Source organism: Pseudomonas sp. SCA2728.1_7 (genome assembly GCF_018138145.1).
GTDB classification, from domain to species: domain Bacteria; phylum Pseudomonadota; class Gammaproteobacteria; order Pseudomonadales; family Pseudomonadaceae; genus Aquipseudomonas; species Aquipseudomonas koreensis_A.
This window is the reverse complement of the sequence record NZ_CP073104.1, coordinates 3,800,063-3,822,653: the sequence shown is the minus strand read 5'-3', so window position 1 is coordinate 3,822,653 and position 22,591 is coordinate 3,800,063. Positions and strand designations below refer to the sequence as shown.

The 22,591-nt window shown below is 55.7% G+C and carries 25 protein-coding genes and 1 tRNA gene; 8 read left to right on the top strand and 18 right to left on the bottom strand.

The features are described 5' to 3' along the window. Positions 1–85 precede the first annotated feature (85 nt). The 3 genes from KBP52_RS17005 to KBP52_RS16995 all read left to right on the top strand — a co-directional run bounded on the left by KBP52_RS17005 (position 86) and on the right by KBP52_RS16995 (position 1,665). Entirely contained in the window at positions 86–298 is a 213-nt protein-coding gene (locus KBP52_RS17005; protein WP_212620606.1) for a hypothetical protein, read from the top strand. A 282-nt stretch (positions 299–580) separates the two neighbouring features. After that, complete coding sequence (locus KBP52_RS17000) at positions 581–988, top strand: MbcA/ParS/Xre antitoxin family protein (protein ID WP_212620605.1); 408 nt, start codon at positions 581–583, stop codon at positions 986–988. Further along, positions 985–1,665, top strand: coding sequence for an RES family NAD+ phosphorylase (locus tag KBP52_RS16995; protein ID WP_249122188.1), 681 nt, complete (start codon positions 985–987; stop codon positions 1,663–1,665). Before KBP52_RS17000 ends, KBP52_RS16995 begins: the two co-directional genes overlap by 4 nt. A gap of 43 nt (positions 1,666–1,708) precedes the next feature. Here the strand turns inward: KBP52_RS16995 and KBP52_RS16990 are convergent, their stop codons facing one another. Further along, positions 1,709–1,990 carry a DUF3077 domain-containing protein gene (locus tag KBP52_RS16990; RefSeq protein WP_064388945.1) on the bottom strand — a complete coding sequence of 94 codons (282 nt, stop codon included), beginning with the start codon at positions 1,988–1,990 and terminating at the stop codon, positions 1,709–1,711. A 437-nt stretch (positions 1,991–2,427) separates the two neighbouring features. On the opposite strand from KBP52_RS16990, the gene KBP52_RS16985 reads away from it, so the two are divergent. Beyond that, positions 2,428–2,610, top strand: coding sequence for a type II toxin-antitoxin system HicA family toxin (locus KBP52_RS16985; protein ID WP_095190108.1), 183 nt, complete (start codon positions 2,428–2,430; stop codon positions 2,608–2,610). Between the two features lie 31 nt (positions 2,611–2,641). Next, positions 2,642–3,067 (top strand): type II toxin-antitoxin system HicB family antitoxin, encoded by a 426-nt coding sequence (locus tag KBP52_RS16980; RefSeq protein ID WP_212620604.1) that lies wholly within the window; start codon positions 2,642–2,644, stop codon positions 3,065–3,067. 210 nt (positions 3,068–3,277) lie between these two features. On the opposite strand, the gene KBP52_RS16975 is transcribed toward KBP52_RS16980, so the two are convergent. From KBP52_RS16975 to KBP52_RS16930, 10 genes are all read right to left on the bottom strand, one after another. Further along, positions 3,278–5,392: an alpha-ketoglutarate-dependent dioxygenase AlkB gene (locus KBP52_RS16975; protein ID WP_212620603.1), complete on the bottom strand. Its 2,115-nt coding sequence runs from the start codon at positions 5,390–5,392 to the stop codon at positions 3,278–3,280. A 32-nt stretch (positions 5,393–5,424) separates the two neighbouring features. Further along, positions 5,425–6,519, bottom strand: coding sequence for an AAA family ATPase (locus tag KBP52_RS16970; protein WP_212620602.1), 1,095 nt, complete (start codon positions 6,517–6,519; stop codon positions 5,425–5,427). Continuing rightward, a complete protein-coding gene (locus tag KBP52_RS16965; RefSeq protein WP_212620601.1) occupies positions 6,516–7,334 on the bottom strand; it encodes a hypothetical protein in 819 nt (272 codons plus the stop codon). The genes KBP52_RS16970 and KBP52_RS16965 overlap by 4 nt, the downstream gene beginning before the upstream one ends. Positions 7,335–8,321: 987 nt before the next feature. Continuing rightward, the gene (locus KBP52_RS16960; protein WP_212620600.1) at positions 8,322–9,479 is read right to left on the bottom strand and encodes an AAA family ATPase; all 1,158 of its coding nucleotides are present in this window, start codon (positions 9,477–9,479) and stop codon (positions 8,322–8,324) included. 237 nt (positions 9,480–9,716) lie between these two features. Beyond that, positions 9,717–9,792: transfer RNA gene (locus KBP52_RS16955), tRNA-Thr, on the bottom strand. 429 nt (positions 9,793–10,221) lie between these two features. Further along, positions 10,222–11,457, bottom strand: a complete 1,236-nt coding sequence (locus tag KBP52_RS16950) for a methyltransferase (RefSeq protein WP_077570289.1) — start codon at positions 11,455–11,457, stop codon at positions 10,222–10,224. After that, positions 11,438–12,127 carry an ABC transporter permease gene (locus KBP52_RS16945; RefSeq protein WP_007909164.1) on the bottom strand — a complete coding sequence of 230 codons (690 nt, stop codon included), beginning with the start codon at positions 12,125–12,127 and terminating at the stop codon, positions 11,438–11,440. The genes KBP52_RS16950 and KBP52_RS16945 overlap by 20 nt, the downstream gene beginning before the upstream one ends. Further along, a complete protein-coding gene (locus tag KBP52_RS16940) occupies positions 12,124–12,819 on the bottom strand; it encodes an ABC transporter permease (protein WP_077570291.1) in 696 nt (231 codons plus the stop codon). The genes KBP52_RS16945 and KBP52_RS16940 overlap by 4 nt, the downstream gene beginning before the upstream one ends. Before the next feature lie 78 nt (positions 12,820–12,897). Then, complete coding sequence (locus tag KBP52_RS16935; RefSeq protein WP_034153033.1) at positions 12,898–13,647, bottom strand: ABC transporter substrate-binding protein; 750 nt, start codon at positions 13,645–13,647, stop codon at positions 12,898–12,900. A 13-nt stretch (positions 13,648–13,660) separates the two neighbouring features. After that, positions 13,661–14,434: an ABC transporter ATP-binding protein gene (locus KBP52_RS16930; protein WP_007909167.1), complete on the bottom strand. Its 774-nt coding sequence runs from the start codon at positions 14,432–14,434 to the stop codon at positions 13,661–13,663. A gap of 554 nt (positions 14,435–14,988) precedes the next feature. Between KBP52_RS16930 and gabP the strand changes: the two genes are divergently transcribed. Next, complete coding sequence (gene gabP / locus KBP52_RS16925; protein ID WP_212620599.1) at positions 14,989–16,380, top strand: GABA permease; 1,392 nt, start codon at positions 14,989–14,991, stop codon at positions 16,378–16,380. A gap of 70 nt (positions 16,381–16,450) precedes the next feature. Here the strand turns inward: gabP and KBP52_RS16920 are convergent, their stop codons facing one another. The 4 genes from KBP52_RS16920 to KBP52_RS16905 form a co-directional block, all read right to left on the bottom strand. Beyond that, positions 16,451–16,903 carry a hypothetical protein gene (locus tag KBP52_RS16920; protein ID WP_123592953.1) on the bottom strand — a complete coding sequence of 151 codons (453 nt, stop codon included), beginning with the start codon at positions 16,901–16,903 and terminating at the stop codon, positions 16,451–16,453. Between the two features lie 6 nt (positions 16,904–16,909). Then, positions 16,910–17,335, bottom strand: coding sequence for a hypothetical protein (locus KBP52_RS16915; RefSeq protein ID WP_212620598.1), 426 nt, complete (start codon positions 17,333–17,335; stop codon positions 16,910–16,912). Positions 17,336–17,363: 28 nt separating this feature from the next. Beyond that, positions 17,364–18,305, bottom strand: coding sequence for an alpha/beta fold hydrolase (locus KBP52_RS16910; protein ID WP_212620597.1), 942 nt, complete (start codon positions 18,303–18,305; stop codon positions 17,364–17,366). A gap of 101 nt (positions 18,306–18,406) precedes the next feature. After that, entirely contained in the window at positions 18,407–19,465 is a 1,059-nt protein-coding gene (locus tag KBP52_RS16905; RefSeq protein ID WP_212620596.1) for a PDDEXK nuclease domain-containing protein, read from the bottom strand. A 259-nt stretch (positions 19,466–19,724) separates the two neighbouring features. Between KBP52_RS16905 and KBP52_RS16900 the strand changes: the two genes are divergently transcribed. Continuing rightward, on the top strand, positions 19,725–20,174 hold the full coding sequence (locus tag KBP52_RS16900) for a carboxypeptidase regulatory-like domain-containing protein (RefSeq protein WP_116029284.1): 450 nt from the start codon (positions 19,725–19,727) through the stop codon (positions 20,172–20,174). Between the two features lie 75 nt (positions 20,175–20,249). Continuing rightward, positions 20,250–20,540 (top strand): YceK/YidQ family lipoprotein, encoded by a 291-nt coding sequence (locus KBP52_RS16895; protein WP_077570303.1) that lies wholly within the window; start codon positions 20,250–20,252, stop codon positions 20,538–20,540. On the opposite strand, the gene KBP52_RS16890 is transcribed toward KBP52_RS16895, so the two are convergent. From KBP52_RS16890 to KBP52_RS16880, 3 genes are read right to left on the bottom strand one after another with little or no spacing between them, the layout of a single operon-like run. Beyond that, complete coding sequence (locus tag KBP52_RS16890) at positions 20,537–20,890, bottom strand: hypothetical protein (RefSeq protein WP_212620595.1); 354 nt, start codon at positions 20,888–20,890, stop codon at positions 20,537–20,539. The two genes, KBP52_RS16895 and KBP52_RS16890, sit on opposite strands and share 4 nt — an antisense overlap. Further along, complete coding sequence (locus tag KBP52_RS16885; RefSeq protein WP_212620594.1) at positions 20,887–21,768, bottom strand: alpha/beta hydrolase; 882 nt, start codon at positions 21,766–21,768, stop codon at positions 20,887–20,889. Before KBP52_RS16885 ends, KBP52_RS16890 begins: the two co-directional genes overlap by 4 nt. Further along, on the bottom strand, positions 21,765–22,556 hold the full coding sequence (locus tag KBP52_RS16880) for a TSUP family transporter (protein ID WP_007909181.1): 792 nt from the start codon (positions 22,554–22,556) through the stop codon (positions 21,765–21,767). Before KBP52_RS16880 ends, KBP52_RS16885 begins: the two co-directional genes overlap by 4 nt. Between the last annotated feature and the right edge of the window lie 35 nt (positions 22,557–22,591).

The following is a 22,591-nucleotide window of genomic DNA, read 5'->3' as shown; positions in this document are numbered from 1 at the left end:
TGCGTCTTAGGCTAACTTGCGACCGAGCTGATAGCGGCGACTCGTCAAAGCAGATGAAGTAGCAGTGGGAAGGCATCAAGCCTATATGGCTGCGGATCTGAATGAGGTGGGCGAATTGAGTGCATCACAAGAAGCGGTTGATCTGGACTGCCCAAATGGCACCCGGCAGCACCAGGTTATTGAGATTCGAGAGCGGCCTTCCGTTGCACGAATCCCTACGGATAAGACAGCTCAAACGATGTTGGAAGCACTGAATATTCTGCAGCGGTTTGAGTCGGTCGACGGAATGCTCAAATAATTGAGGCAATAAAAAACCGACATCGCTGTCGGTCTTTTTTTACTCCCCAAATAGGGAGAGAGGTCTCACCCGGACACTGATCCTCAGGTCATCAGTGGGGTTCCTAACGCCGACTATCGCCACCTGATAGCAGTCGGTTTCGCGCTCTTGGGCCGATTCTCGGCATCGCGAGTTAAGCTGTCAATCTGGGTTTGGATTATTGTCTCTACGCTTGCGAATCAGATTTATAAATTGGTTCATATCTGTACTAGTATGAAAGCAAATCAAATCAGGAGAGGCGCAATGACTACCTCATCCCCAGCCCTCATCCCACGTGAACAACTTGATGCCCCCGAAGCGGGCCGCGTCGCGCTGAAGTTCTTCTTCAACCTTATGGAGCGCTGGGGCTGTAGCGCCGAGCAGCAACGCACATTACTCGGCGGCGTCGGCAACACAACTTTCTATAAATACAAACATCTGCCGAACATACGTCTGCCTAACGACACCCTTGAGCGCATCTCCTACCTGATGGGTATTCACAAGGCGCTGAGTATCATCTTCAGCAACAGCCGCGAGCGCGCTTACACATGGGTCAGCAGCCCTAACACGGCGGCGCCGTTCAATGGGCAAACGGCGCTGGATTACATGCTGGCCGGACGCGTGGTCGATATCGCCGATGTACGCCGCTACCTTGATGGGGTGCGCGGTTGAAGGCGCCCGATTTGGTTGATGTGCCGTGGCCGCGAGCCTACCGGATCGTCAACAGCAGCTTCCCGCCGATTGCGTTGTTCGAAGACGTGCTCGATCCCGAAGACCTGGAAGTTGCCTACGCGATTGAAGCGCTGACCAACGATCGCCTGATCGAACAGGCCGGGGTTCTCGCCCGAGTGCGTCCCGAAGATCGACTTTCCGGCCCCGGATCGACTCCGGTGATGGCTGCATTTACTCATATCGGCAAACGCAGTCGTTTCTGCGACGGCACCTTCGGCGTTTACTACGCCGCGAGCAGTCAGGCTGCTGCCATCGCCGAGACCTGTTATCACCAGGAACGATTTCTTGTGGCGACTCAGGAAGCGGATCTTGAGTTGACCATGCGCACTTACGTCAATCGCGTGGTTAAACCGTTACACGATATCCGCCACGATCTCCCCGAGTTGCACAATCCGGATCCTGAGGCTTACGGACCGTCTCAGCTATTCGCCCGGCAACTGCGCGAAACCGAGTCGTGGGGACTGCTCTACAACAGCGTTCGCCTGCCGGGCCATGAATGCGTCGCCGCATTTCGACCTCCAGCGGTATCGATTCCGAAGCAGGGCAAGCATTTGCGGTATGTGTGGAGTGCGAGTCAGCAGAAGATTTCGTTTGTGTTTGAGATCAGTCAGGTCTGAAACGCAAAAAGCCCTCGTATCGGCGAGGGCTTCACGTGGCTGATTACATCAACGGCTTGTCCGGCGGCGCATCCATCACTTTCACGACATCATCGATCAACGCCTTGCTTAACTCCTGCAAATACTGCGAGGCATAAGCGTGAAGATCAGGATCGCGCGAGACTGACGTGTCCGCGGTGAGCAGTCGTGAAATGTGAAGCAAGTGCGAGGCGTGGGAAAGGGCGGCGATTACCGGTACACCACGGTTGGTGCGGAACATCGCTTGATTGGAGTGGAAGGAAAAGTGGGTGAGGCCGAGGGTTTTCAGATCTTGAGAATGGGTCATTTCGGTTCACCTGCCGTTCGAGATGGACGGACTTGAAGTGACCGGTGTGCTGACGGATCAATGCCTTTCATTTGTTAACTCCCTGTATCAAATGAGAGCTGCCATTTCGTTCTCAGGCGAAAAGGTGGCAGCTATGCGCAGGCTGAGAAACCGGAGATACAGGAACCCGGCAGACCCGAAGGTCTCCCACGCACAGCCGCCATTGCACGTGAATGCGGACACTCGTGGTTTGGGGCGCTGGTGCGCCTGCATCTTACGCGGGTTCTCAGGCCCGGTCGCTGAATTGGCAGCGACGGGTTTGACGGTAGCTTGGGGAGGACGGATGCGCAATCGTGGCCAGGTGGTGGCTGCTGGTGTTTCTTTGCAGTGCAACACTTATGTTGCATGTGCAGCAAATATGTTGCACATTCGCTTTACCGAAACGGCGAGTGATGCACATGAAGTACAGCGAGTTTCGGCGATGGTTGAAAGCCCAAGGCGTAGAGTTCCAAAACGGCAAGGGTAGCCACTTCAAGGTTTCCTTGAACGGCAAATCAACTGTGTTTCCCGACCACGGAGCCAAGGAAATGGGCGAAGGGTTGAGAAAATCGATAATCAAACAGCTGGGCCTCAAGGATTGAGGCCCAGCTGTACCCCATGAGAGGAATCGTGATGTTCGAATATGCGTTGGAAGTTCACGAAGAGCCGGACAGTGTCTGGTTGTCCTGCGCAGAAATTCCAGAGATGCACGCCGTTGGCGACACCCTTGAACAGGCGCTCGACAGTGCTATCGATGCCATCGAGACCGCCCTGTCGATATACGTCGATGATCGTCGATTGATTCCGACGGGTGATGCGGGGGAGCAGGAAAGTGACGCGGTGTTGCGGCTGCCTGCACTGACTGCGGCAAAGGTTGCGTTGTGGAATACGCTTCTGGAGTCTGGGGTCAGCAAAGCTGAACTGGCACGACGCTTGGGTGTACAACGGCCTCAGGTAGATCGGTTAGTCGATTTCCTGCATCACTCCAAGATCGAGAATGTCGAGCGTGCTTTGCAGCAGCTTGGGCGTCGGATTTTGCTTTCGGTTGAGGCTGCGTAGGATTGTAGAAAGCCCCCGACAGCGATTGCGTGCCTGCATCATGTCGGGTTCTCAAGCCCGGTCACTGAATTGGCAGCGACGGGAGGAGGTTTGCACCTGAGGTATAAATCATTATGCCTGTCAGAAAAGTCGTTTCTCGAAGAACATTTTTGACCGATCCAGAAAGCAACCCACTGACGGATTTTCTGGGCAGTAGGCTGGTTTTTGAAATCAGCTAATGTCAACTTTGCGAAAGGTCAAAGATATCCGCCGACCTCGAAGTTGTTTTCCCTCAGTTTTTCGCTGTGGAATTTCGTGCGTCCAGTCGTACCTTGACGATCCGTTCATGCATGCGGCGCTTCGACGCGGTAATAGCGTTTCATATTTCTCGTTGCGGCGACGGAATATCATTGACCAAGTTTCAATTAGGCTTATGGTTACGATAGTTCCTCTAAAGCAACTTGGACAATCTACGTGTTTGCTGATGCCTTGTCCTTCGATATATTCGTTGACTATTACCTGATCCGGTTTTTCAGAAACTAATCCGTGATCAACTAGGCGGGATGCCAAATTGTCTGCCCACTCTGGCAAAGGTCCTAGATAAGAAGAAGGTTGGATAGAGCGCGAGCGATAATCGTATTTCCATCCATAATGCTGGACGCGTCGACGGAGATCCCCTAGCCAATCGCTACTGTCAACGAGATTGATAAGTTTTTGTTCCTCATCCGTGCTGATGAATTCAGGAATAAGGCTTAAGCCCTGTGGGTTGCTATGGTTAGTTGGTACTTCAGCGTGAATCTCTCGTGGAGGATCTGTTAGCCTTTCTGAAATGGAACCTGAAGCAATCCAATTTTTGAAGCGCAAAACATCCAATGCGCGAGTTGCTTTAACATGTCCGATATCAATCAGTACTTTGCCTCTAGCGCTTACAGTCTTATTTTCAGAACTAACCATCAGTCTGCCGCTACCGCTGTAGGCGATGGTCAAGTCTGTGATATCTACATAGGAGCGCAGGGCTTCAGGATATTGTCTTTCAGCGATATCCTGAGCTATCTGTAATACATTTGAATCCTCATAATCGGCAGCAAACCAAAGACCTCGACTGCTGAGAGGGCGATCAATAATTACATCCTCACCAATCTGCAACCGTACGTTTGCCTGCTTGATATCGAGCTCTAGGGGAGATGATGTCGCACCCCATAACGGAAAACTCTTTGGTTTTTTTTCCGAGCGTTGCCATATTTGTAAGGCTGCAAGTCTAGAGGCAGCGATGCCGCCGCGAAAACGGATGTCTAGATTACGATAGCCTACAATCAATCCGCTGAGGATCGCGGCGGACCACCAAACAGCTGGTGGGATACTACGTAGATCGTTTTTCCAGGTGATAAATTGTTCAGGCTTAGGACGTAACAGTACTAGTTGCAGAGCCAGCCCTAGTGGATCTCGTTGCGATAGTGCTGAGTCGATGACACCGCGGTCATCTAAAATCGCAGCGGTATCCAAAAGTAAAGAGTCTAAAGATTCTGGATCTACACCAAAAATACGCGCTTTATCACATATTGACTCTAGGAGGTCGCTAGATTGCCAAGATTCCCGAATATTGCATTGCATGAAGACCTCAAGCATTGCACGCCAGAGCAGAGTATCTCGTGAGTCGCTTTCGCTGATCATCGTGAAGCACACCCAAGGAGCTTTTTCGAGCCAAGGCGCCCAAGGCATGGGTGTGGATTTCGTTTCACCGAACCATTCGCTGACCTTTTCAAGCCACGGGGTGATCTTTGGAACTGCCCACAGAGCCATTGCGGCGGCGCCACGCAGTGCGTTCCAATACTCAGGAGGTTGCAGAGGGAATTTCGGGGTCTTTTCCTTCAGATCTCGCGGGTGTAATCCGGAGTGCTCTTCTATAAAAATTTCTTGTTCCGGCAGTGCTAAGTTTGCAAAGCCTTGCGCCATACCTTGTAGGCGCACCTTCTGATCCTGCGAAGTAACCGAGAAGTGAGTAATTGCAAAAAGCGGAACTGGGCCAGGCCAAACCAGCTGTTTATCCTTAGGTTTTAAAGTGCCTAAGGCGGCATTGACCCATTCACTCTTACGCCAGATCATGACTTTTGCGTCGCTGGGCAGCTTTTGAGGATCGACCCAGGCAAGCACCTCTATTCGATCATCAGCTATAGGCGTCTGCACTGGTTGGTCTATACCAAATCGGACCCAAACTAAATCTCTTCTTATAGGCCACCACTCCTCCGCCAGCAAGCTAAGCCAGGCCCGATGGTCCATTGAGAAAGCAAGCCTCATAGGCGCAGCAGGTGTGGTTTCCGTCGAGTGCGGCTCATTTTCGAACTGCAAGGGTAAGGTCAAGCTGGGCTGCGATGGTTGGGTCATCGTGAGAGTAGAGTCGAGTCAGGAAGGCTTGAGAGTTGGGCTGTTGTCAGCGGCGACGGTTCATTCAATAGTATCAACGAGTCACGAGCCCTTGCGCAAAGCATATACATGCGACGGCATTGATCTTTGTCAACGCTCGGTAGGGAGCGCGAAAGATCCTGCAGGTAGACGCTGTCGAACTCTAGGCCGATAGCTGACTCGCCAGTCAATACTGTGATTCCTGCCTTCATTGGGTGGATATTCTGTTCAGCTCCCTTTGGCATTCGGTGGGTGTAAAGATCTACTCGGGTCTCAGGCGGCAGCGCAGATTTCAGCATCTGATGCACCGCTTGCGCTTTCGACACTGGATAGACGATAACGCCAATTGAGCCGCCCCGGTTGGTCAAGCGATTTGCAATAGAAGATATTGCGTCACTCCATTGTGTAAATGTTACAAGGCGTGGCATATCTCCGCTACGTGGCCTTTGTACCACGGCAGGTGGGAGAGTGCTTGATCTGTGAAAGTGTTCGGCCAACGCAGCTATTTCGCGAGTGTTCCGGTGGTTGGCTGATAGTCGGATCGGATCGGGCATAGGAGCAGCGAGAATATCCTCGATAGAAGCTCTTTGGCTATCGGTGGTTTGGTCCTCGTCCGCGAACACACTGACAGTTTTTGCACCATAACGTACAGCCCATGCGAAGAATCCAGCGGGTAGGTTCTGACCTTCATCAATCACCAAATGATCCCACTGTGGTTCAATATTGGCCCGTTCGTAGTTGGATAGCAGCGTAGGCCAATCGTATATGAATGGCCCATAAGGCTCGGGTGCGAAACAGCCAATTCTTTGCGAGTGATCGCTGCTAATAAAGGAGTGCATGGTGGTTACGTTGAGGGCTTGATTCCCAAGCTGTGAACCCAAAGAAGCTAGCAATCGATTTTTTGTAATGAGCAGGCACGAATGTCCTAGCGAGCGTAACAACTGCATCCGGAGTACTGCCAGAGAAGTTTTACCCGACCCTGGTGGTCCCAAGACAAACAATGGGGTCTCGGGATCAGCATCGTAGATATCCAATTGCTCATGAATAAGGTCATCTAGCAACGGAAGTTTCATAGGGCTTTGTCTCGTCGAATACTAAAATTCGCAGGCTTGAAGAAAAGAGCGTAGTGGACATCCGTGGGCGCTTTGACTGTTTCTGTGAACCTGTCGATATGGTCGATCACTAAATTAAACCCTGCTTCGATGAGAAGCTTTTTAAATTCTGGGAATTTGGCTCTGGCCTCTGCGCGGGCACTATTAGTATATAGCACAGCGGCAGGTCCCAAACTTGCCCTGGTGTGGGCGTTAACCATGTCTCGTACCAAATTTCCAATGTTGAGATTTGGGCTCGCTAGCAAATAAGATGCGACGAACAGAGTAAGGCTTCCTCGGATCGGGCCGAAATTTACCTGATTCAAATCTTGCAGGAATTGGTACTTCGTACGATCGTGCAACCCGCCATGAGCCCGAGTGGCGTTAGCTAATCGCAGGCCAAGATCTCTCATCGATTGGTAGTGGTCTACGCCGTAGTAATCAAATACGTCGTTTTTGCCTAGCGTTGCCGCTAGAGATAGCCCGGCTGTGAAAGGGCCACAGCCGAGATCGATCATCAAAGGGTCGCCATAGCTCTGCCCTGGTTGAAATAGCTGACGGAAAGCGTGTTTCAATTCGTCTAAGTGTCTAACTTGATTGTACTTTGCATAGAGTAACGCCCTATCAGCGCCACTGAGGTGTCCGATTGGTGCGTCAAAATCCGCTTGTCCACCCTCTATGACGTCGGTAAAAACAGTCTGTCTTGGCCAACCTAAAAATGTTGTTGGAGTGGTTCGGTCGTCAGAAGAAATTTGATCGTTAATTTCAACGTCCAGCACGGTTTGCAGCCATGGCATAAGCATCCCTCTAAGCTCTGCTGTCGACTATTCGGCATCAAAGAGTCGGAGTAGAACAGTCCATTTATTGGATTCAAGTTAGTGATTTCAAAGTGCCATGAATTGCTTGGCGACGTCAATGTCAGCTTGTCATTTGTCTTGCACCGAAGGCGGAGGGAGGGGAATCTTGAAAAAAGAGGAGGGGTTTTTCTATTTTGAGCGAAATTCGAGCGTTTGAAAAAAGGTGCAGAGGTGAGAGGTTGATTGCCGAACGCATGATCAGGAGCGTTAGGGTTGTCCACTTACGCGGGACTGACGGCTCCTTACGACCGGGAGCTTGGGCATCTCATGATCTGGCCTCCTGAACACCTCCGAAGAAGTGGGCGGGTAGAGGCTGCACTGGCTGACGAGACCAATGCCGCGAGAGCCTGAGTCGGGTGAAGGCAGTGAAGCGATGACCGGGGCATGCCTGACTGTCAGCCAGGTGCAGCCCATTCCCTGGACTGTGGCACCATCATCTGCATCGCTGTTGTTGATTACTTCGGTGTTTGTCACGCCGATTGTCACGGGGTGGAATGCCGCAAAGCCTCGTACGGGTTGGGCTGCAGCAGCGGTAGGAGCGCCCGTCTCTTTCCGGGAGAAAGAGACGGGCGCAGGTTGGCGCAATGAAATGGCCAAGCGGATAGGTTGCTGCAGGGCAGCTATGAAAGGGGATGAGTTGCCGCAGTGGGCACACTGATAAAAGTAGGCATTCATCACATCGCTGTGACCGTGCGAGCCGCCGGACGCTAATCGCACTTTGGGAGAACCATCACTGTGTTGCGTAGCCTTAAAGGTTCTGGCTACCTGGGTTGCTGTCGGCGACAGCGCTTTGCCCGATCTTTTCTGCGTCTGTGGATAGTTCGTCATCTTGACGGAGGAGTGACGTTCGCCCCGAACTGGCTCACTTACATGATTGCGTTAACTGCACGGCAGAAATGCCGTACTGAATCAAAATCAGCCTGCAGCCTAACTCCCCTCAATCAAAGCCCGCTCTTCCAACCAGATCTCTTGAACAAACTGATCTGTAATCGCGTAGATCCCATGCCCGCGTCGCATGATGATGTTCTCGGCAACCAGTGCAATTACCACCGGTTGAATCTCTTCGACCCGCACCTCTCGCCCGACTGACTTTGAATACTCAGCCGCTGCGTCAGTGGAGAAAATTCCGCGAGCATCGCCTTCTGTAGAGGCGATCTTGTTGAAAACGGCTTGAGCCAGGCTACCCAGTTGCTCGACTTTTTCCAGCTCGATGCTCGCCGCGGCCGAGCGTAATGTGCTGGCTATTACGGGTAGGAAAACATCGGGCTCGCCCTCTTGCTGCAAGAGTTGGCGTAGGGCCTTCAACATTTCTTCAGGGCGATTTCCCAAAGTGTTGAACGCTTCGACAGCGGCTTCGAGGGACGGCAACTTGTCCTTCTTCACTGTCATTGCGAGTCGGTTGAGCAGGAATTCAACGTAATCGCCTTTCAGCAATGGATAGGCTGCTGACGTGGCTCCGGAAAAGGCGTGGTTGCGTTTGGCGGTCAGTTCGCTGACTTGTGCTCTGTGCGAACCTGTTCCGATAAATAGAAAGTATCCCGGCGTTCTCGGACGAGGGTTGATTGCATCGCGGGCGGCCTTGAGTGCCAGGAGCAGCTGATTGCCGTCGTCTGAGGAAATGGCGTGCTGCACCTCGTCAATGATCAACACCAGATCCGTCTTGGCTTGATCTACGACTTCGGTGAGTGCTTGCGCCAGTGTTGGGCCGTCGACGTTGCCAATGCTGTCGAGTTTGAAGCCGAACTTGAATCCAGCGGCGCCGATTTCAACATTGCTGACTCGCTTGAATGTTTCCAAGGCAGAGGAGCCCGGCGTTTGCAGATCTTTCAGGGTTTCCCGGATGGCGTTGTGCACAAGCGTTGCCGGGTTGGCCAGAGTGTCGCTCCATAAGTCGACGTAGATGACCAAAGCACCTGCTTCTTCCAAGGCCGGGATAAGGTCGTTCCTCAGAAACGTCGTTTTGCCTGTGCGGCGCAGGCCAGATAGAAATAAACCTGAGCGCAGACCTTCGTCGAGCACACCTGGATTGAGAAGCTGGTTAGCCATTGACTCGGCCAGTTCTGGGCGCTGAAAAATGCTGCTCATACGATTACACCTTTTTATGTGTACACCATAATTATTGCTATTTCATAATTTAGCATAAAGATGGAAATGTGAACCGTTGGTTCAAAGTCCGCGCTTTCGAAGTGTGTAAGAGGAAGTGTGGCTAATCGCGCGAAGTGCGGGGGGAGAAGCTATTTTCACCGAGGGTAAAACTGCCAGGAATATAAACATCCCATAAACAACAAAGCCCCTGCATTTCTGCAGGGGCTTCGTTTTGTATGGTGCCGGCACCAGGAGTCGAACCCGGGACCTACTGATTACAAGTCAGTTGCTCTACCAACTGAGCTATACCGGCGTGTGGGCGACGATTATAGCGATTGGGAAGATCCTGTAAACCCCTGAATTCAGACTATTTTTGCATCGCAGCAAATTAAGCCCTGCGCAATGCGCAACGTAGGATTTGCGCCTTACGTACGATAGGGCTGTTTGACAGGGTGCACAGTTGAATTTCAGCTTTCTCGAGCGCCGCAATTATTCGCTCGGTAAGCCCATTATTCGGCGGTTATGTCGTTTTGATTGGCAGCTTATGCACAACTGAGAGCCACGAAATCGGACTCAGGCGGGGTTTTGTGAAGCCATTCTCATTTTGTTCGCAAATCCCTGTTTTACAGGTTTTTTATTCATGTGAACAAAAAATGACCAGCGCTGTTAACGCAGCGAAACAGGCGCAGATATTGGATCCATGGGAAAACCATCAACAGAGTTATCCACAGGCTGTGATGTTTTAAACGCGTTCGGCCAGTAGCAGCAAATTACGCGGAGTCAGCGGGGTGTCGCAGAAGGTGCCGAGGCGTACGGTGTAGCCCTGTTGTTCAAGGAAAAGCGCCCGATCCAGATTCAGCCAAAGCTCCAGCGGCCGTCGGAACAATCCGCGAAGCAATTCGAGGTTGCGAACTTCGGCCAATCGCTGCCAACCGGCTGCTTCGAGTGCGGACCAATCTGGCGAGCCGATTGTGGATAACTCTTTCAGCGCTGCCAGATCGCGGCAGTAATCGGCGAAGGTTTTGTCCAACCAGGCGCTGGGCAGAGAGGGCGTTGGCAGGTATTCGTCGACGCCACGCACTTGCCGTTGCAGCAGGTCGAAGGCCAGACGACGGGCCATCGAGGTGTCACGCTGGCGTCGGACGCGTGCCCCGGCGGTGACGGTTTCGCTCATCGGCAGCGCCAGATCTTCTACCGAGAGCTGTAGGAGCGATACCGATCCTTCGCAGGACAATGCCTGATATTCGCTGCGACTGATGCGGTTGTAGCAGCAGGGCGCAATCGCCATTTGCTGGCAACCTGCAGCGCTGGCCAGTTGCATCAAACGTACATGCAGATCCCCGCAGGCGTGGAGAGCGACGGGTGTATGGGTGGCGTTCAATACGGCTGGGGCGTCCGCCGCAAGCACATCCTGTTCGACATGCAGTGCATGTAAGTGATGACGCTGACTCAAGGTCTGACCGCTGGCGACCAACAGAGGGTCGTATTCAACGCAAGTCAGTTGTTGCCCCGAGTCCAACAAGCGCCGACCCAAATGACCCTTGCCCGAACACCAATCCAGCCAATGCGTCGGCTGCGAGGCAAAGGACAAACGACTGGCAAATGCCTCGATCTGCCGCCACTTGCGTCCCGGCACATCGACATTCAACCGATGCCCCGCAGCTTCCAGCGCATGCCCCGGCAACTCACCAACAGCACTCAGTTCAGCCGACAATGCCGCCAATGTAGCAAACGGCTCCGGCGCATCAACAAGATCAGCAGGTTGGTTGTGAGCGTTTTCCGCCTCTTCCAGCGACCGCCCGCGTAGCCACAAGGCCAGTTCCGGGTAGGACGCTTCCCAAGCAAGCGAAAGATGAGTGAACGGTCGAGGTTTCCACAGTGCCTGATGCTCAATCAAAAAAGCATCCAGCGCCGTGAAGCGGGCGAGTAAGTCCTCGCCCGTCAGCACGTAGGAAGTATCAACGCCCTTGGCAGGCATCGACGCGCAGCCAGCGCTCCAGCAGCTTGAAGCCGCGTACCAGCACGTAAGCCATCAACAGATAGAACACGCCCGCCGCGAAGAAGATCTCCACCGGCAGATAGGTGCGGGCAATGATCGTGCGCGCCATGCCGGTCAGTTCCAGCAAAGTCACGGTGCTGGCCAGCGCGCTGGCCTTAAGCATCAGGATCACTTCGTTGCTGTAGGCCGGAAGGCCGATGCGCGCGGCACGCGGGAGGATGATGTAGAACATCGCTTTCGGCTTGGACATGCCCAAGGCTCGTGCCGCTTCGATTTCGCCCGGCGGAATTGCTTGAATCGCCCCGCGCAAAATCTCGGCGATATACGCAGCGGTGTGCAGCGTCATGGTCACTGTCGCGCACCAGAACGGATCGCGCAGGTACGGCCACAACGCGCTTTCACGCACCGCGTCGAACTGCGCCAGTCCGTAATAAACCAGGAACAGCTGAACCAGCAACGGCGTGCCACGGAAAAAGAAGATGTAGGCGTAAGGCAGCGAGCGCACGTACCACAGCTTCGAAGAGCGGGCGATGCCCAGCGGAATTGCCAACAACAGACCGGCAATCACGGCGATGGCCACCAGCTCCAGGGTCAGGGTCGCGCCCTGCGCCAGTTTCGGCAGCCACTTGATGATCACTTCCCAGTTCATGAAGCGCTCCTCGCAAAGCCGCGAGCGGCGCGTTTTTCCAGGAAGTGCATGCCGGTCATGGCCAGCACGGTCAGGCCCAGGTACATGATCGCGGCGACCATATAGAAGGTGAACGGTTGTTTCGACACGGTCACGCCGATTTGCGCGTGACGCATGATTTCTTCCAGACCGATCACCGAGACCAGCGCAGTGTCTTTCATCAGGATCATGAACAGATTGCCCAGGCCGGGCAGGGCGATGCGCCACATCTGCGGCATGATCAGCCGGGTGAAGATCCGCCATTTCGACAGGCCCAGGGCCTGGCCGGCCTCACGGTGGCCTTTGGGAATGGCGAGGATCGCGCCGCGAAACACTTCCGTGGCGTAGGCGCCGAAGCACAGGCCGAGGGCGATCACACCGGCGGCGAAGGCGTTGAGTTGCAGGTCGGGGTTGCCGAAGTACTCACCGAGGGCGCGCATCAGGTTGACCGTACCGAAGTAGATCAACAGCACCCAGAGCAATTCCGGGACGCCGCGCACAAGGGTCGAATAGGTGCCGCCAAGCCATTGCAGCGGCTTGTACGGGGAAGTCTTGGCCAAGGCGCCGAGCAGGCCGAGCACCAGACCCAGGCATAGGGCGGTGAGGGCCAGTTGGACGGTCATCAGCGCGCCGGCAGCGAGCGCCGGGCCGAATCCGTAGAGGTCGATAATCATGGGTTTCTGTTCAAATTGCGGCAGGCAAAGTCGGGAGCCGGCGCCGTTGCATCACGGCGCCAGTCCCACAGGTCAGGATCAGTAGATGCTGAACGGGAAGTACTTGTCGTTGATCTTCTTGTAGGTACCGTCGGCGACGATTTCCTTCAGAGCAGCGTTCAACTTCTCACGCAGGGGGTCGCCTTTGCGCACAGCGATGCCGATCTTGTCGCTTTCTACGACCGGGTCACCTTTGAACTCGTAGTTCTTGCCAGCGTCGCTTTTCAGCCAGTCATAGTTGGCGTACTTGTCGGCGAGGATCGCGTCGACACGACCGGAAGTCAGGTCGAGGTAGGCGTTTTCCTGGGTGTCGTAGAGGCTGACTTTGATGTCATCGGCGTAGGTGTCTTCCAGCCAGGTACCGGCCAGAGTGGCGCGCTGAGTACCGATGGTCTTGCCTTTCAGCGAGTCCTTGTCGGTTTTGAAGTCGACGTTTTTCGGGGCGATGAACTGCAGCTTGTTCGAGTAGTACGGGTCGGTGAAGTCGACCGCGCCTTTGCGCTCTTCGGTGATCGACAGCGAGGAGATCAGGAAGTCGAACTTCTTCGCGTTCAGGGCCGGGATGATGCCGTCCCAGTCGGAAGTGACTACGGTGCACTCGACTTTCATCTTCGCGCACAGAGCGTCGCCGATGTCTTTGTCGAAGCCGACCACGTTGCCGCTGGCATCTTTGTTGTTGAACGGCGGGTAGGCCGCTTCGATGCCCATCTTCAGGGTTTCAGCCATGGCCCCGGCGCTGAACGCGAGGGTGACGGCGGCGGCCAGGAAGACCTTCTTGAAATTCTGCATGCATGTTGCTCCGTTAGCGGTTGCTGGACATGAATTGTTTGCAGCGCGCCGAAAGCGGGTTTTCGAACACCTGCTGAGGCGATCCTTGCTCTTCTATCAGGCCCTGATGAAGGAACACCACTTCGCTGGAGACCTGACGGGCGAAGCCCATTTCGTGGGTCACGAGCAGCATGGTGCGGCCTTCTTCGGCCAATGCGCGGATGACACTAAGTACTTCCTGAACCATTTCCGGGTCAAGCGCCGAGGTGGGCTCGTCGAACAGGATAACCTTCGGTTGCATCGCCAGCGTACGGGCGATTGCCGCGCGCTGTTGTTGACCACCGGACAATTGCGCCGGGTAGGCGTGGCGCTTGTCGGCGATGCCGACCTTGGCCAGCAGCGCTTCGGCGACTTCGATGGCTTCGGCTTTGCTCTGGCCGAGCACGCGGCGCGGTGCCTCGATGATGTTGTCGAGGATGCTCATGTGCGGCCACAGATTAAAGTTTTGAAACACAAAACCAATCTCGGAGCGCAAGCGGTTGATCTGCTTGCCATCGGCGGCAACCAGTTCGCCATTTTTGGCGGCCTTGAGCTTGAGTTCTTCACCGGCTACGAGAATCTGGCCCTGGTGCGGGTTTTCCAGCAGGTTGATGCAACGCAGGAACGTGGACTTGCCGGAACCGGAGGAACCGAGGATCGAGATCACATCGCCGTCGCGGGCGGTCAGCGAGATGCCTTTAAGCACCTCAAGCTGTCCGTAGCGTTTGTGCAAGTTGCGGATTTCAAGCGCGGGCGTGGCCTCAGCCATGTGCGTTCCTCATATATGTTGCGCTCCAGCTGTTGGATGGCCGTCCTGGCGAGGCGGCCAAGCTAGCATAGCGTTTCAATGGCAGCCAACAGCGCTACGAGCGGTTAACGGGTGGCATGTGGCAGGTTGTCGCATCGGCACAGCAGACTGTCGCCCCATCAACAACCGAACGGGTGTTTGATCGTGCAAACCCGCGGGTGTCGCGTAAAAAAAGGCGCGATGTTGCCAGCTTTGGCGGGGTGTTGGAAGCGCTATCCGGCCGAACGTTCCTGAATCGCCCTTTTATTGTGCATCCCACACTTTTTCAGTGTGTTTCTGGTGCGCGAATTCGTCCTGAAAGTGAGTCGCAGGGTAACGCTCTGGCGAATAGCCATTAATCTCAATGACTTGCGATGACTGTCCGGTCTCGCGCAAAACCGCAGCCCAGAAGAGTTTGAAACATTTTGGCGCATTTATTGCGTGCAGAATCCGGAACGCCCCGTTGGTTTCTTTTTACGAGAAAGAAAATTCCAGACGGGCCGGACGCAATCGCTTTCCTCGCAAAGGTAGTTTCGATGAGCAGTACCCCAAGCTCCAATGGCCTCGAACAGGGGCTCAAACCGCGTCATGTGACCATGTTGTCGATCGCCGGTGTAATCGGCGCCGGTCTGTTCGTTGGCTCCGGCCACGCCATCGCTGCCGCCGGCCCTGCCGTGCTGCTGGCTTACGCCGCCGCCGGTACCCTGGTGGTGTTGGTGATGCGCATGCTCGGCGAAATGGCCGTTGCCTCGCCGGACACCGGTTCGTTCTCGACTTACGCCGACCGTGCCATCGGGCACTGGGCCGGTTTCACCATCGGCTGGTTGTACTGGTGGTTCTGGGTCTTGGTGATTCCACTGGAAGCCAACGCCGCGGCAACCATCCTGCACGCCTGGTTCCCTGATGTTGGCATCTGGGCGTTCGCGCTGATCATCACCATGCTGCTGACTATCACCAACCTGTTCAGCGTGAAGAACTATGGTGAATTCGAATTCTGGTTTGCCCTGATCAAAGTGCTGGCGATCATTGGCTTCATCATCCTCGGTCTGGCGGCGATCTTCGGCTTCCTGCCGAACAGCCAGGTCAGTGGCGTTTCGCACCTGTTCGACAGCGGCGGCTTCCTGCCTAACGGCATGGGCGCGGTATTGGGCGCAATCCTGACTACCATGTTCTCCTTCATGGGTACCGAGATCGTGACCATCGCGGCCGCGGAATCGAAGAACCCGGGCAAGCAGATCTCCAAGGCCACCAATTCGGTGATCTGGCGGATCGGCCTGTTCTACCTCGTATCGATCTTCATCGTTGTGGCCTTGGTGCCTTGGAACGATCCTACGCTGGCCAACCTCGGTTCCTACCAGACCGTGCTTGAGCGCATGGGCATTCCTAACGCCAAGATGATCGTCGACATTGTGGTTCTGGTCGCGGTGACCAGCTGCCTGAACTCGGCGCTGTACACCTCGTCGCGCATGCTCTTCTCCCTCGGCAAGCGTGGCGATGCACCGGCCATGTCGACTCGCACCAACAAAAGCGGTACGCCTTACTGGGCGGTGATGCTGTCCACCGGCGCAGCGTTCCTGTGCACCTTCGCCAACTACGTGGCCCCGGCCGCCGTGTTCGAATTCCTGCTGGCCAGTTCCGGCGCGATCGCACTGCTGGTGTACCTGGTGATCGCTTTCTCGCAACTGCGCATGCGCAAACAGCGTATGGCGCGCGGCGAGAAAATCGTCTTCAGCATGTGGCTGTTCCCGGGCCTGACCTACGCGGTGATCATCTTCATCGTCGCGGCCCTGACCATCATGCTGTTCCAGGAAGCCCATCGCGTGGAAATCCTCGCGACTGGCCTGCTGAGCCTGATGGTGGTGGCAGCCGGTTTGCTGGTAGCACGTCGTCGCAAGCTGGAAAAACGTGGCGCGGTGGTGTTGAACTGATCCGTTACGCGTAATGCAAAACGGCCGCTGTCAGTGATGACGAGCGGCCGTTTTTGTTTACGAGCGTTGTTTATTCGCTCTTGCCTTCCCGTGCTTCCACCGACTTGCCATAAGCATCCAGCGCAATCCCGAAATCGGTGATGAACTGCGGTTCGCTCAGCCAGGCCTGGGCCTCTTCGATCGTTACGCCTTCGGCCCACATGCGGTAGTCGATCAACATGTCGGCGGCCAGGTGGGTGGCGGCCATGCCTTCGTTGTCGGCGTTTTCCATGTCCAGCAGCTCTGGATGGTCAACGATGACGAACGCCAGTTCGCGCAGCAGGGTCAGCAGCATTTCGTTGCGGCTGATGGCTTCGGCGTCGCGCATTTTGCTGAACATCGCCAGGGTGTATTCCGGGATCGGCTCGGCGAGGTGGTCGAGGTCTTCGTCCTGCTCCAGTGGCTTGCGGCCGACCATACGGATTTGCTTGGCTTTGGCCTTGGCGCGTTTGGCGCGTTTCTGTTGCTTGTTCAGGGATGCCATGGGAACTCAGTTCTTCTGTTGGGTTTGTGCGGCAATCGCGTCGGACGCCGCCACATAGTCGGCCTGGAAGGCCGGGGATTCGATCCACGCCAGCGCGCCGGCCTCGTCGGTTTCCTGCGACCACTGGCGATACTCGATCAGCGCGGCGAGGATGAAATCCATCGCGCCTTCTTCGCCTTCCTGTTCGTAAACCAGTTCCAGCAGCGGGTCTTCGAGGAACGCGCTGCACAGGGCCTGCTGGCTGATCTTCTCGGCGTCGATCATTTTCTTGAACAGTTCGGTCAGATCCACCGATTCGAAGTCGATGCGATCATCGTTCGGGTCCAACTCGACCGGCGCTTCGGCGCGTTTGGTGCGATTCTGCTTGGCCTTGGCCTTGGCCTTGGCTTTGGCCCGGGTGGCGCGTTTTTGCTGCTTGTTGGCGGAGGCCATGATGTGTTCCGTCGTGCGTTGAGAGGGCTCAGCTGCGCGGGACTTGCCGCCCCGGTGTGTCGGGTGCCAGTGCGCCGGTTTGCAGCCAGGTCAGAGCGATGGGCCATAGTGTGGCTTGGTATGCGCTGCGAAAAAAGGCGAAATGTCCGACTTGTTGTTCGCCGATGTCCTGCGGCTCGATGCGCAGATGGGTTTTTGCAGCGTTATTGAAGTAGTCGAGCAGGCGTTCGATGGCCGGAATCGTGCCGTAGGGATCGTCGCTGATGCTGATCGCCAGTGTCTGTGCGCGGACGTTGGCGAAGGGCAGGGCGCCGATCTTGTTCATCAGTGCGCGACCACTGGGGCGCAGTTCGTAACGTGCAGCAGGCGTGCTCCAATCGTGCACAACGCCTTTCGGCGTATCTTCCAGCCAGCCGAGTCGCTTGCCGGGGAAAAAGCCGCAGAACAGCGTCAGCAACGGCATCAGCACATGCCATTTGCCGAACATGCGCCAGCGCTGGTCGGGGGCGTAATCGCGCCAGAAGGCGAACTGCGCGCCAACGGTGACCAGCCGTCGGATAACCCGCCCGGATTCGCCGAGCCCTGCCGCGCAACCGCCAAAACTGTGGCCGACGACGTCAATTGGCTGACCGGGAAACTCCCGTTGCGCGCGTTTGAGCATCGCTTCGAAATCCAGTGCGCCCCAATCTGTCCACGAGGCGTTCAAGCCTTTGATCGACGCGGATCGTGATTCGCCGATGCCGCGGTAGTCGTAGGTCATCACGTCGAAGCCGTTTGCGAACAGATAAGCCGCGAAACGCGAGTAGTGGCGGCAATGTACCGACGTGGCGGCGCTGATGATCACTACTGGGCGTTGGCTATCAGGCAAGAACTGACGCCAAGTGAAACCGCCAAGTGCAAAACCGTCGGCGGCAGCTTCTTTGAAAGGCTCACCTTGCTCGGCAGTCAAGGTTGGCGACCCTGACTGCATGTCTTGCCTTGTGGGCGTGTCCTAACAGCTCATGACGCTCGACCTTGAAGAGTAAGCTGACAACGATAGTCTCAGCGCCGCCCGGCAACAATCCGCAAGTTTTACTCGGTGGATTGAGTGAGCCTGCGCTCCTCGATCAACGCCTGTTCGCGATTGAGTTCTGCACGCAGCTCTTCTTCACTCGGCAGGATCGTCTTGTAACTGCTGGCAAACAGTTGCTCATTGCCCTTGAGCATTGAGTAGCGCGCCACCGAGTCGTTGCTCTCGGCAGACAGAATAATCCCGACTGTCGGCTTGTCGCCCTCGCTGCGCATGAGTTCGTCGTACATGCGCACATACATGTCCATCTGCCCGACATCGCGGGCGCTGAGCTTGCCGCGTTTGAGATCAATGATCACAAAGCATTTGAGCAGGTAGTTGTAGAACACCAGATCGATGTACAGATCGACGCCGTCGGTACTGATGCGTTGTTGGCGGGCGACAAAGGAAAAGCCTTTGCCCAGCTCAAGCAGAAAGCCTTGCAAATGGTCGATAAGAGCTTGTTCGAGACCGCTTTCCCTGACCTTGCCTGCCGAGGGCAGACCGAGAAATTCGAGCATGACGGGATCGCGAATGAATTCACGCGGGTTGCATTTCAGCGCTTCGATGTTGGTGGTGGCTTCTTCGATCACATCGGCTTTGTCGCGACTCATGAGAAGCCGCTCGTAGTAGAGCGTGAGGATCTGGCGGTCGAGGGCGCGGCTCGACCAGTTCAGGTTGGCGCATTCATCCATGTACCAATGGCGGGCTTTTTCATTGGTTATTCCCAAAAGCCGACGATAGTGGGTCCAACTCAATTCGTGACGCAGTGCGTCACGAATTGGAAACGCCTGATAAAAGAGGCGCATATAACGCAGGTTGGAAGCGTCAAAACCCTTTCCGAATTGCGCCGTCAGATCTTTCGCCAACAACACGAGCAACTGTTTTCCATAGCCCGCACGCTGGGCTCCCTCTTGTTCAAACTCGACAATATGCCTGCCGATCTGCCAGCAGGTCTGCACTTGAATCGTATCCACCGCACGCAGCACTTTTTGCCGCGCCTGGCGAATCAGTTCGCCCAGCTCCCCCAGCAACGAATCGATTTTCGGGTCTTGCGTGTCAGCAGGTTTTAGCGGGCTCATCGGCTCTTCCACATCGTTGGATACAGGCGTCAAAGCATGCCAAGAGTCGCCGCGTGGGTATGTCGGGCGAGCCGGTTAAATGGGACGGAAGAAGGGATTGATGTTGCAGGACGTTGCCGCTGAAAGAGGCGTCAGAGAGTAATGGCCTGTAGTCCATTTCGTACACGTGCCAAGTTCCAAACAATCTAAAACCCGCCCCGATACGAAAAATCTAAAAGGAGTAACGGTTGGGTTCTGCAAGAACCCGGGAGTCGTGATCATGAAACGCGTTCTTTCATTCATGCTGCCCATCGCCGCCGTCGCTGCATTGCTGTTTCCGGTGATGTTGCAGGCAGCCAGTCTTGACCCTGTCGACAGTGCCGGGGTGCAAGTTCAGCAGCAACAACAGAACGGCGTCACTTATCTGGCCGGCGGGATCGGTGAGGATGAGGCGAAGGCCATTCAACAAACCGGCGGTTACAACCTGCACATGACGTTCGCTGTGGGCGCGCAAGACGAGTACACCGCTGATGTCGATGTGATGATTGAAAAGTCGCCAGGGCAAACCCTACTGACGCTTAACCAGACGGGCCCGTTGGTATACGTGCAACTACCGCCCGGCAAGTACACGGTGGTGGCCACGCGTAAAGGCGAAACGCGGCGCGACGTGACAGACGTTGGTGCAGGCGTTCCGCGCAATCTGGTGTTCCACTGGAATGACGCTGGATAGCGATGGATGTGATGGCGAAGCCGAGGCGCGCGTACAATCCCGCGCCTCATCTTTGTGACGTAAGGAAACGCTGGTTTGAAAGGGATTTTGCGTGCGGTTTGTGTCATCGGCCTGGTATTGCAGTTGAGCGGCTGCGGAACGTTTATCGGGCGCTTGAATGACGGCCTGTCCGATGCCCAGTATTACCGAGGGGTTGATGGCAGCCTTCACCTGCTGGGTGTGCGTGGTGGTGGTAGCGATGGCATGCCGGCGGCGATCGTCTGTTACATGATGATTGTCTGTCCGGTTATCACCGTCGTATCCCTGCCAGTGGATGCCGCTCTGGACACGGTTTTGCTGCCGGTGGATTACATCAATACGCTTTAGGTTTTCTTTGCGCGGCGCTTGCTCTTCGGCGTGTGCACGGGCTCTTGCACTTTGCGATAGATCCACACGCCGAACACTCCCACTGCCAGCAGAAACACTGTGCCAACGCTCTGCCAGAAAAACTCGAACCAGAACCGCCGAGGCTGCAGGGCCAGGGTGTAAGTGCTGCGCGGGCCGCGATTGTTGGTGGTGATAGAGCCGGTGATCCAGCTGTCGATCAGCATCCAGATCGACAACCCAATGGCGACAGTAATCAGCAGAGCAACGAGAACAGTCAGCCAGTAAGTCACCCGACTTGGGCGATAGGGCGGCGGGTGGGGCAGGGGGACGCGGGTTTTCCTTTGGTTCATGACGCTTGGGACCTGTTTCCGGTATTGATGAACTGCGCTATCTGGCTCGCCAATTCCATTGCGCGTGGCGGGTTTTCCCTGAGCCACGTCGATACAGCGTGGTCACACCCCGGCAGCACGATTTTTCTGAGCTGGTGGGGGGCCAGGCTCTTTTCAACGGCTTGGATGACTTCATACGGAATCGCGCTGTTGATCGCGCGCGCGCCCATTTGCTGCGCCCCGGCAGACGTCCCGGCGATCCCGCCAAAAGCAGTTGCCTGAAGACCGTCGTACTCGCCGATCACCAGCAAGACCTCGCCGTCGAACGTGCGCAGGAACTCCAGCGATGTCGAGTCGAGAAAACCGTAAGGCACAGAAATGGCACGTTTGAACGGTGGACCAAACGGTTGCTGCCAGGCCGCCTCCGCGTACAGGGCCGGACAGACCAGCACGATGCGCCTGACTGAAGCGCGATGCGCTTGCGCCACCTTGAGCGCGAGTGCGCCCCCCAGACTATGGCCGATCACCGTGCTGAGTTCGCCGCCAAGATGACCGGCAAACTGCAAAGCCTCCTGAAGGTTGTGCGTCAGTGAAGTCTCCTCCAGGGCGAGCTCAGCGCTTGGACCGTGGCCGGAAAGATTGAAGCTCAGGCTGGCAATTCCCTGCGCCTGCAAGGGATACAGGATGGCGTTGAGTCGCGAATAGTCAGAGCGGGCACCGTGAATGGCCAGCACCTTCGGTGTTGACGCTTGCGCGGCGGAGCCGGCCAATACGCGACCTTCCAATTGGTAGCCGGCGAAGGTTTGCGCAAAGAAAAACTCAGGGCCGGTTGGCGCCTCGTCAAACTGCAACCGAGAGCGAAGTCGCGACGCGCCGGTCAGCGCCAACCGATTGATCACAGGGCTGCCAGGGTGTGCAGGACCGCAACGCGCAATGGATTGGTCTCCACGCTCAGCAGCTTGATCGCCAGGGCGCAGCAGACCACGATCAACATGGGTTTGATCAAGCGTGGGCCGACGCGGACGGCCGCTCTTGCGCCCAGTTGTGCACCGAGGAAAGCTGCCAGAGCCATGGCAATTGCGATCGGCCAGATGATCACGCCTTTGGTGATGAAGACAGACAGCGAACCCAGATTGCAGGAGGCATTGGCCAGTTTGGTGAAACTCATGGCCCGCATCATGCCAAGCCCGCAGAGCAGCACGAAACCAACGATAAAGAACGAGCCTACACCCGGGCCGAAGATACCGTCGTAGAAGCCCAGGATCGGCGCCACGGTGAACGAGAAGAGCAGAATGCCGATTCTCTTGCGTCGATCCTCATTGGCCAGTTTCGGCGAGAGCGCAAAGTAGATCGCCACCAGAATAAGCATCACGGGTACGCACACTTCCAGATAGCGCTTATCAATAGAACTGACCAAGAGTGCCCCGCTGGCGCCACCCAGGAACGCGCAGATAACCAGGAAGCGCCCCTCGCGCCACTCAATCATGCCTTTGCGAGCGAACGTGACCGTGGCTGAAATAGTCGCCGACGCGGCCTGAAACTTGTTTGTGGCAATCGCACTGATCGGGTCGACACCGGCCAGAAACAAGGCAGGCAAAGTAATCAATCCACCACCCCCGGCAATCGCATCAAAAAAACCGGCGCAAAAAGCCACAAGCGCCAACATGCCAATTACATCCCAAGCCATTACATTTTCCCTTTTATAGTTATTGGCCAGACATC

Excerpts from the sequence above, each read along its gene's own strand:
- KBP52_RS17005 (WP_212620606.1), top strand. The coding sequence starts at position 86 with ATGGCTGCGGATCTGAATGAGGTGGGCGAATTGAGTGCATCACAAGAA.
- KBP52_RS16900 (WP_116029284.1), top strand. The coding sequence starts at position 19,725 with ATGAAACGCGTTCTTTCATTCATGCTGCCCATCGCCGCCGTCGCTGCA.
- KBP52_RS16940 (WP_077570291.1), bottom strand. The coding sequence starts at position 12,819 with ATGATTATCGACCTCTACGGATTCGGCCCGGCGCTCGCTGCCGGCGCG.
- KBP52_RS16970 (WP_212620602.1), bottom strand. The coding sequence starts at position 6,519 with ATGAAACTTCCGTTGCTAGATGACCTTATTCATGAGCAATTGGATATC.
- KBP52_RS16890 (WP_212620595.1), bottom strand. The coding sequence starts at position 20,890 with ATGAACCAAAGGAAAACCCGCGTCCCCCTGCCCCACCCGCCGCCCTAT.
- gabP (WP_212620599.1), top strand. The coding sequence starts at position 14,989 with ATGAGCAGTACCCCAAGCTCCAATGGCCTCGAACAGGGGCTCAAACCG.
- KBP52_RS16910 (WP_212620597.1), bottom strand. The coding sequence starts at position 18,305 with ATGCAGTCAGGGTCGCCAACCTTGACTGCCGAGCAAGGTGAGCCTTTC.
- KBP52_RS16950 (WP_077570289.1), bottom strand. The coding sequence starts at position 11,457 with ATGCCTGCCAAGGGCGTTGATACTTCCTACGTGCTGACGGGCGAGGAC.
- KBP52_RS16880 (WP_007909181.1), bottom strand. The coding sequence starts at position 22,556 with ATGGCTTGGGATGTAATTGGCATGTTGGCGCTTGTGGCTTTTTGCGCC.
- KBP52_RS16915 (WP_212620598.1), bottom strand. The coding sequence starts at position 17,335 with ATGGCCTCCGCCAACAAGCAGCAAAAACGCGCCACCCGGGCCAAAGCC.
- KBP52_RS16990 (WP_064388945.1), bottom strand. The coding sequence starts at position 1,990 with ATGACCCATTCTCAAGATCTGAAAACCCTCGGCCTCACCCACTTTTCC.
- KBP52_RS16985 (WP_095190108.1), top strand. The coding sequence starts at position 2,428 with ATGAAGTACAGCGAGTTTCGGCGATGGTTGAAAGCCCAAGGCGTAGAG.
- KBP52_RS16960 (WP_212620600.1), bottom strand. The coding sequence starts at position 9,479 with ATGAGCAGCATTTTTCAGCGCCCAGAACTGGCCGAGTCAATGGCTAAC.
- KBP52_RS17000 (WP_212620605.1), top strand. The coding sequence starts at position 581 with ATGACTACCTCATCCCCAGCCCTCATCCCACGTGAACAACTTGATGCC.
- KBP52_RS16945 (WP_007909164.1), bottom strand. The coding sequence starts at position 12,127 with ATGAACTGGGAAGTGATCATCAAGTGGCTGCCGAAACTGGCGCAGGGC.
- KBP52_RS16935 (WP_034153033.1), bottom strand. The coding sequence starts at position 13,647 with ATGCAGAATTTCAAGAAGGTCTTCCTGGCCGCCGCCGTCACCCTCGCG.
- KBP52_RS16965 (WP_212620601.1), bottom strand. The coding sequence starts at position 7,334 with ATGCCATGGCTGCAAACCGTGCTGGACGTTGAAATTAACGATCAAATT.
- KBP52_RS16930 (WP_007909167.1), bottom strand. The coding sequence starts at position 14,434 with ATGGCTGAGGCCACGCCCGCGCTTGAAATCCGCAACTTGCACAAACGC.
- KBP52_RS16905 (WP_212620596.1), bottom strand. The coding sequence starts at position 19,465 with ATGAGCCCGCTAAAACCTGCTGACACGCAAGACCCGAAAATCGATTCG.
- KBP52_RS16980 (WP_212620604.1), top strand. The coding sequence starts at position 2,642 with ATGTTCGAATATGCGTTGGAAGTTCACGAAGAGCCGGACAGTGTCTGG.
- KBP52_RS16920 (WP_123592953.1), bottom strand. The coding sequence starts at position 16,903 with ATGGCATCCCTGAACAAGCAACAGAAACGCGCCAAACGCGCCAAGGCC.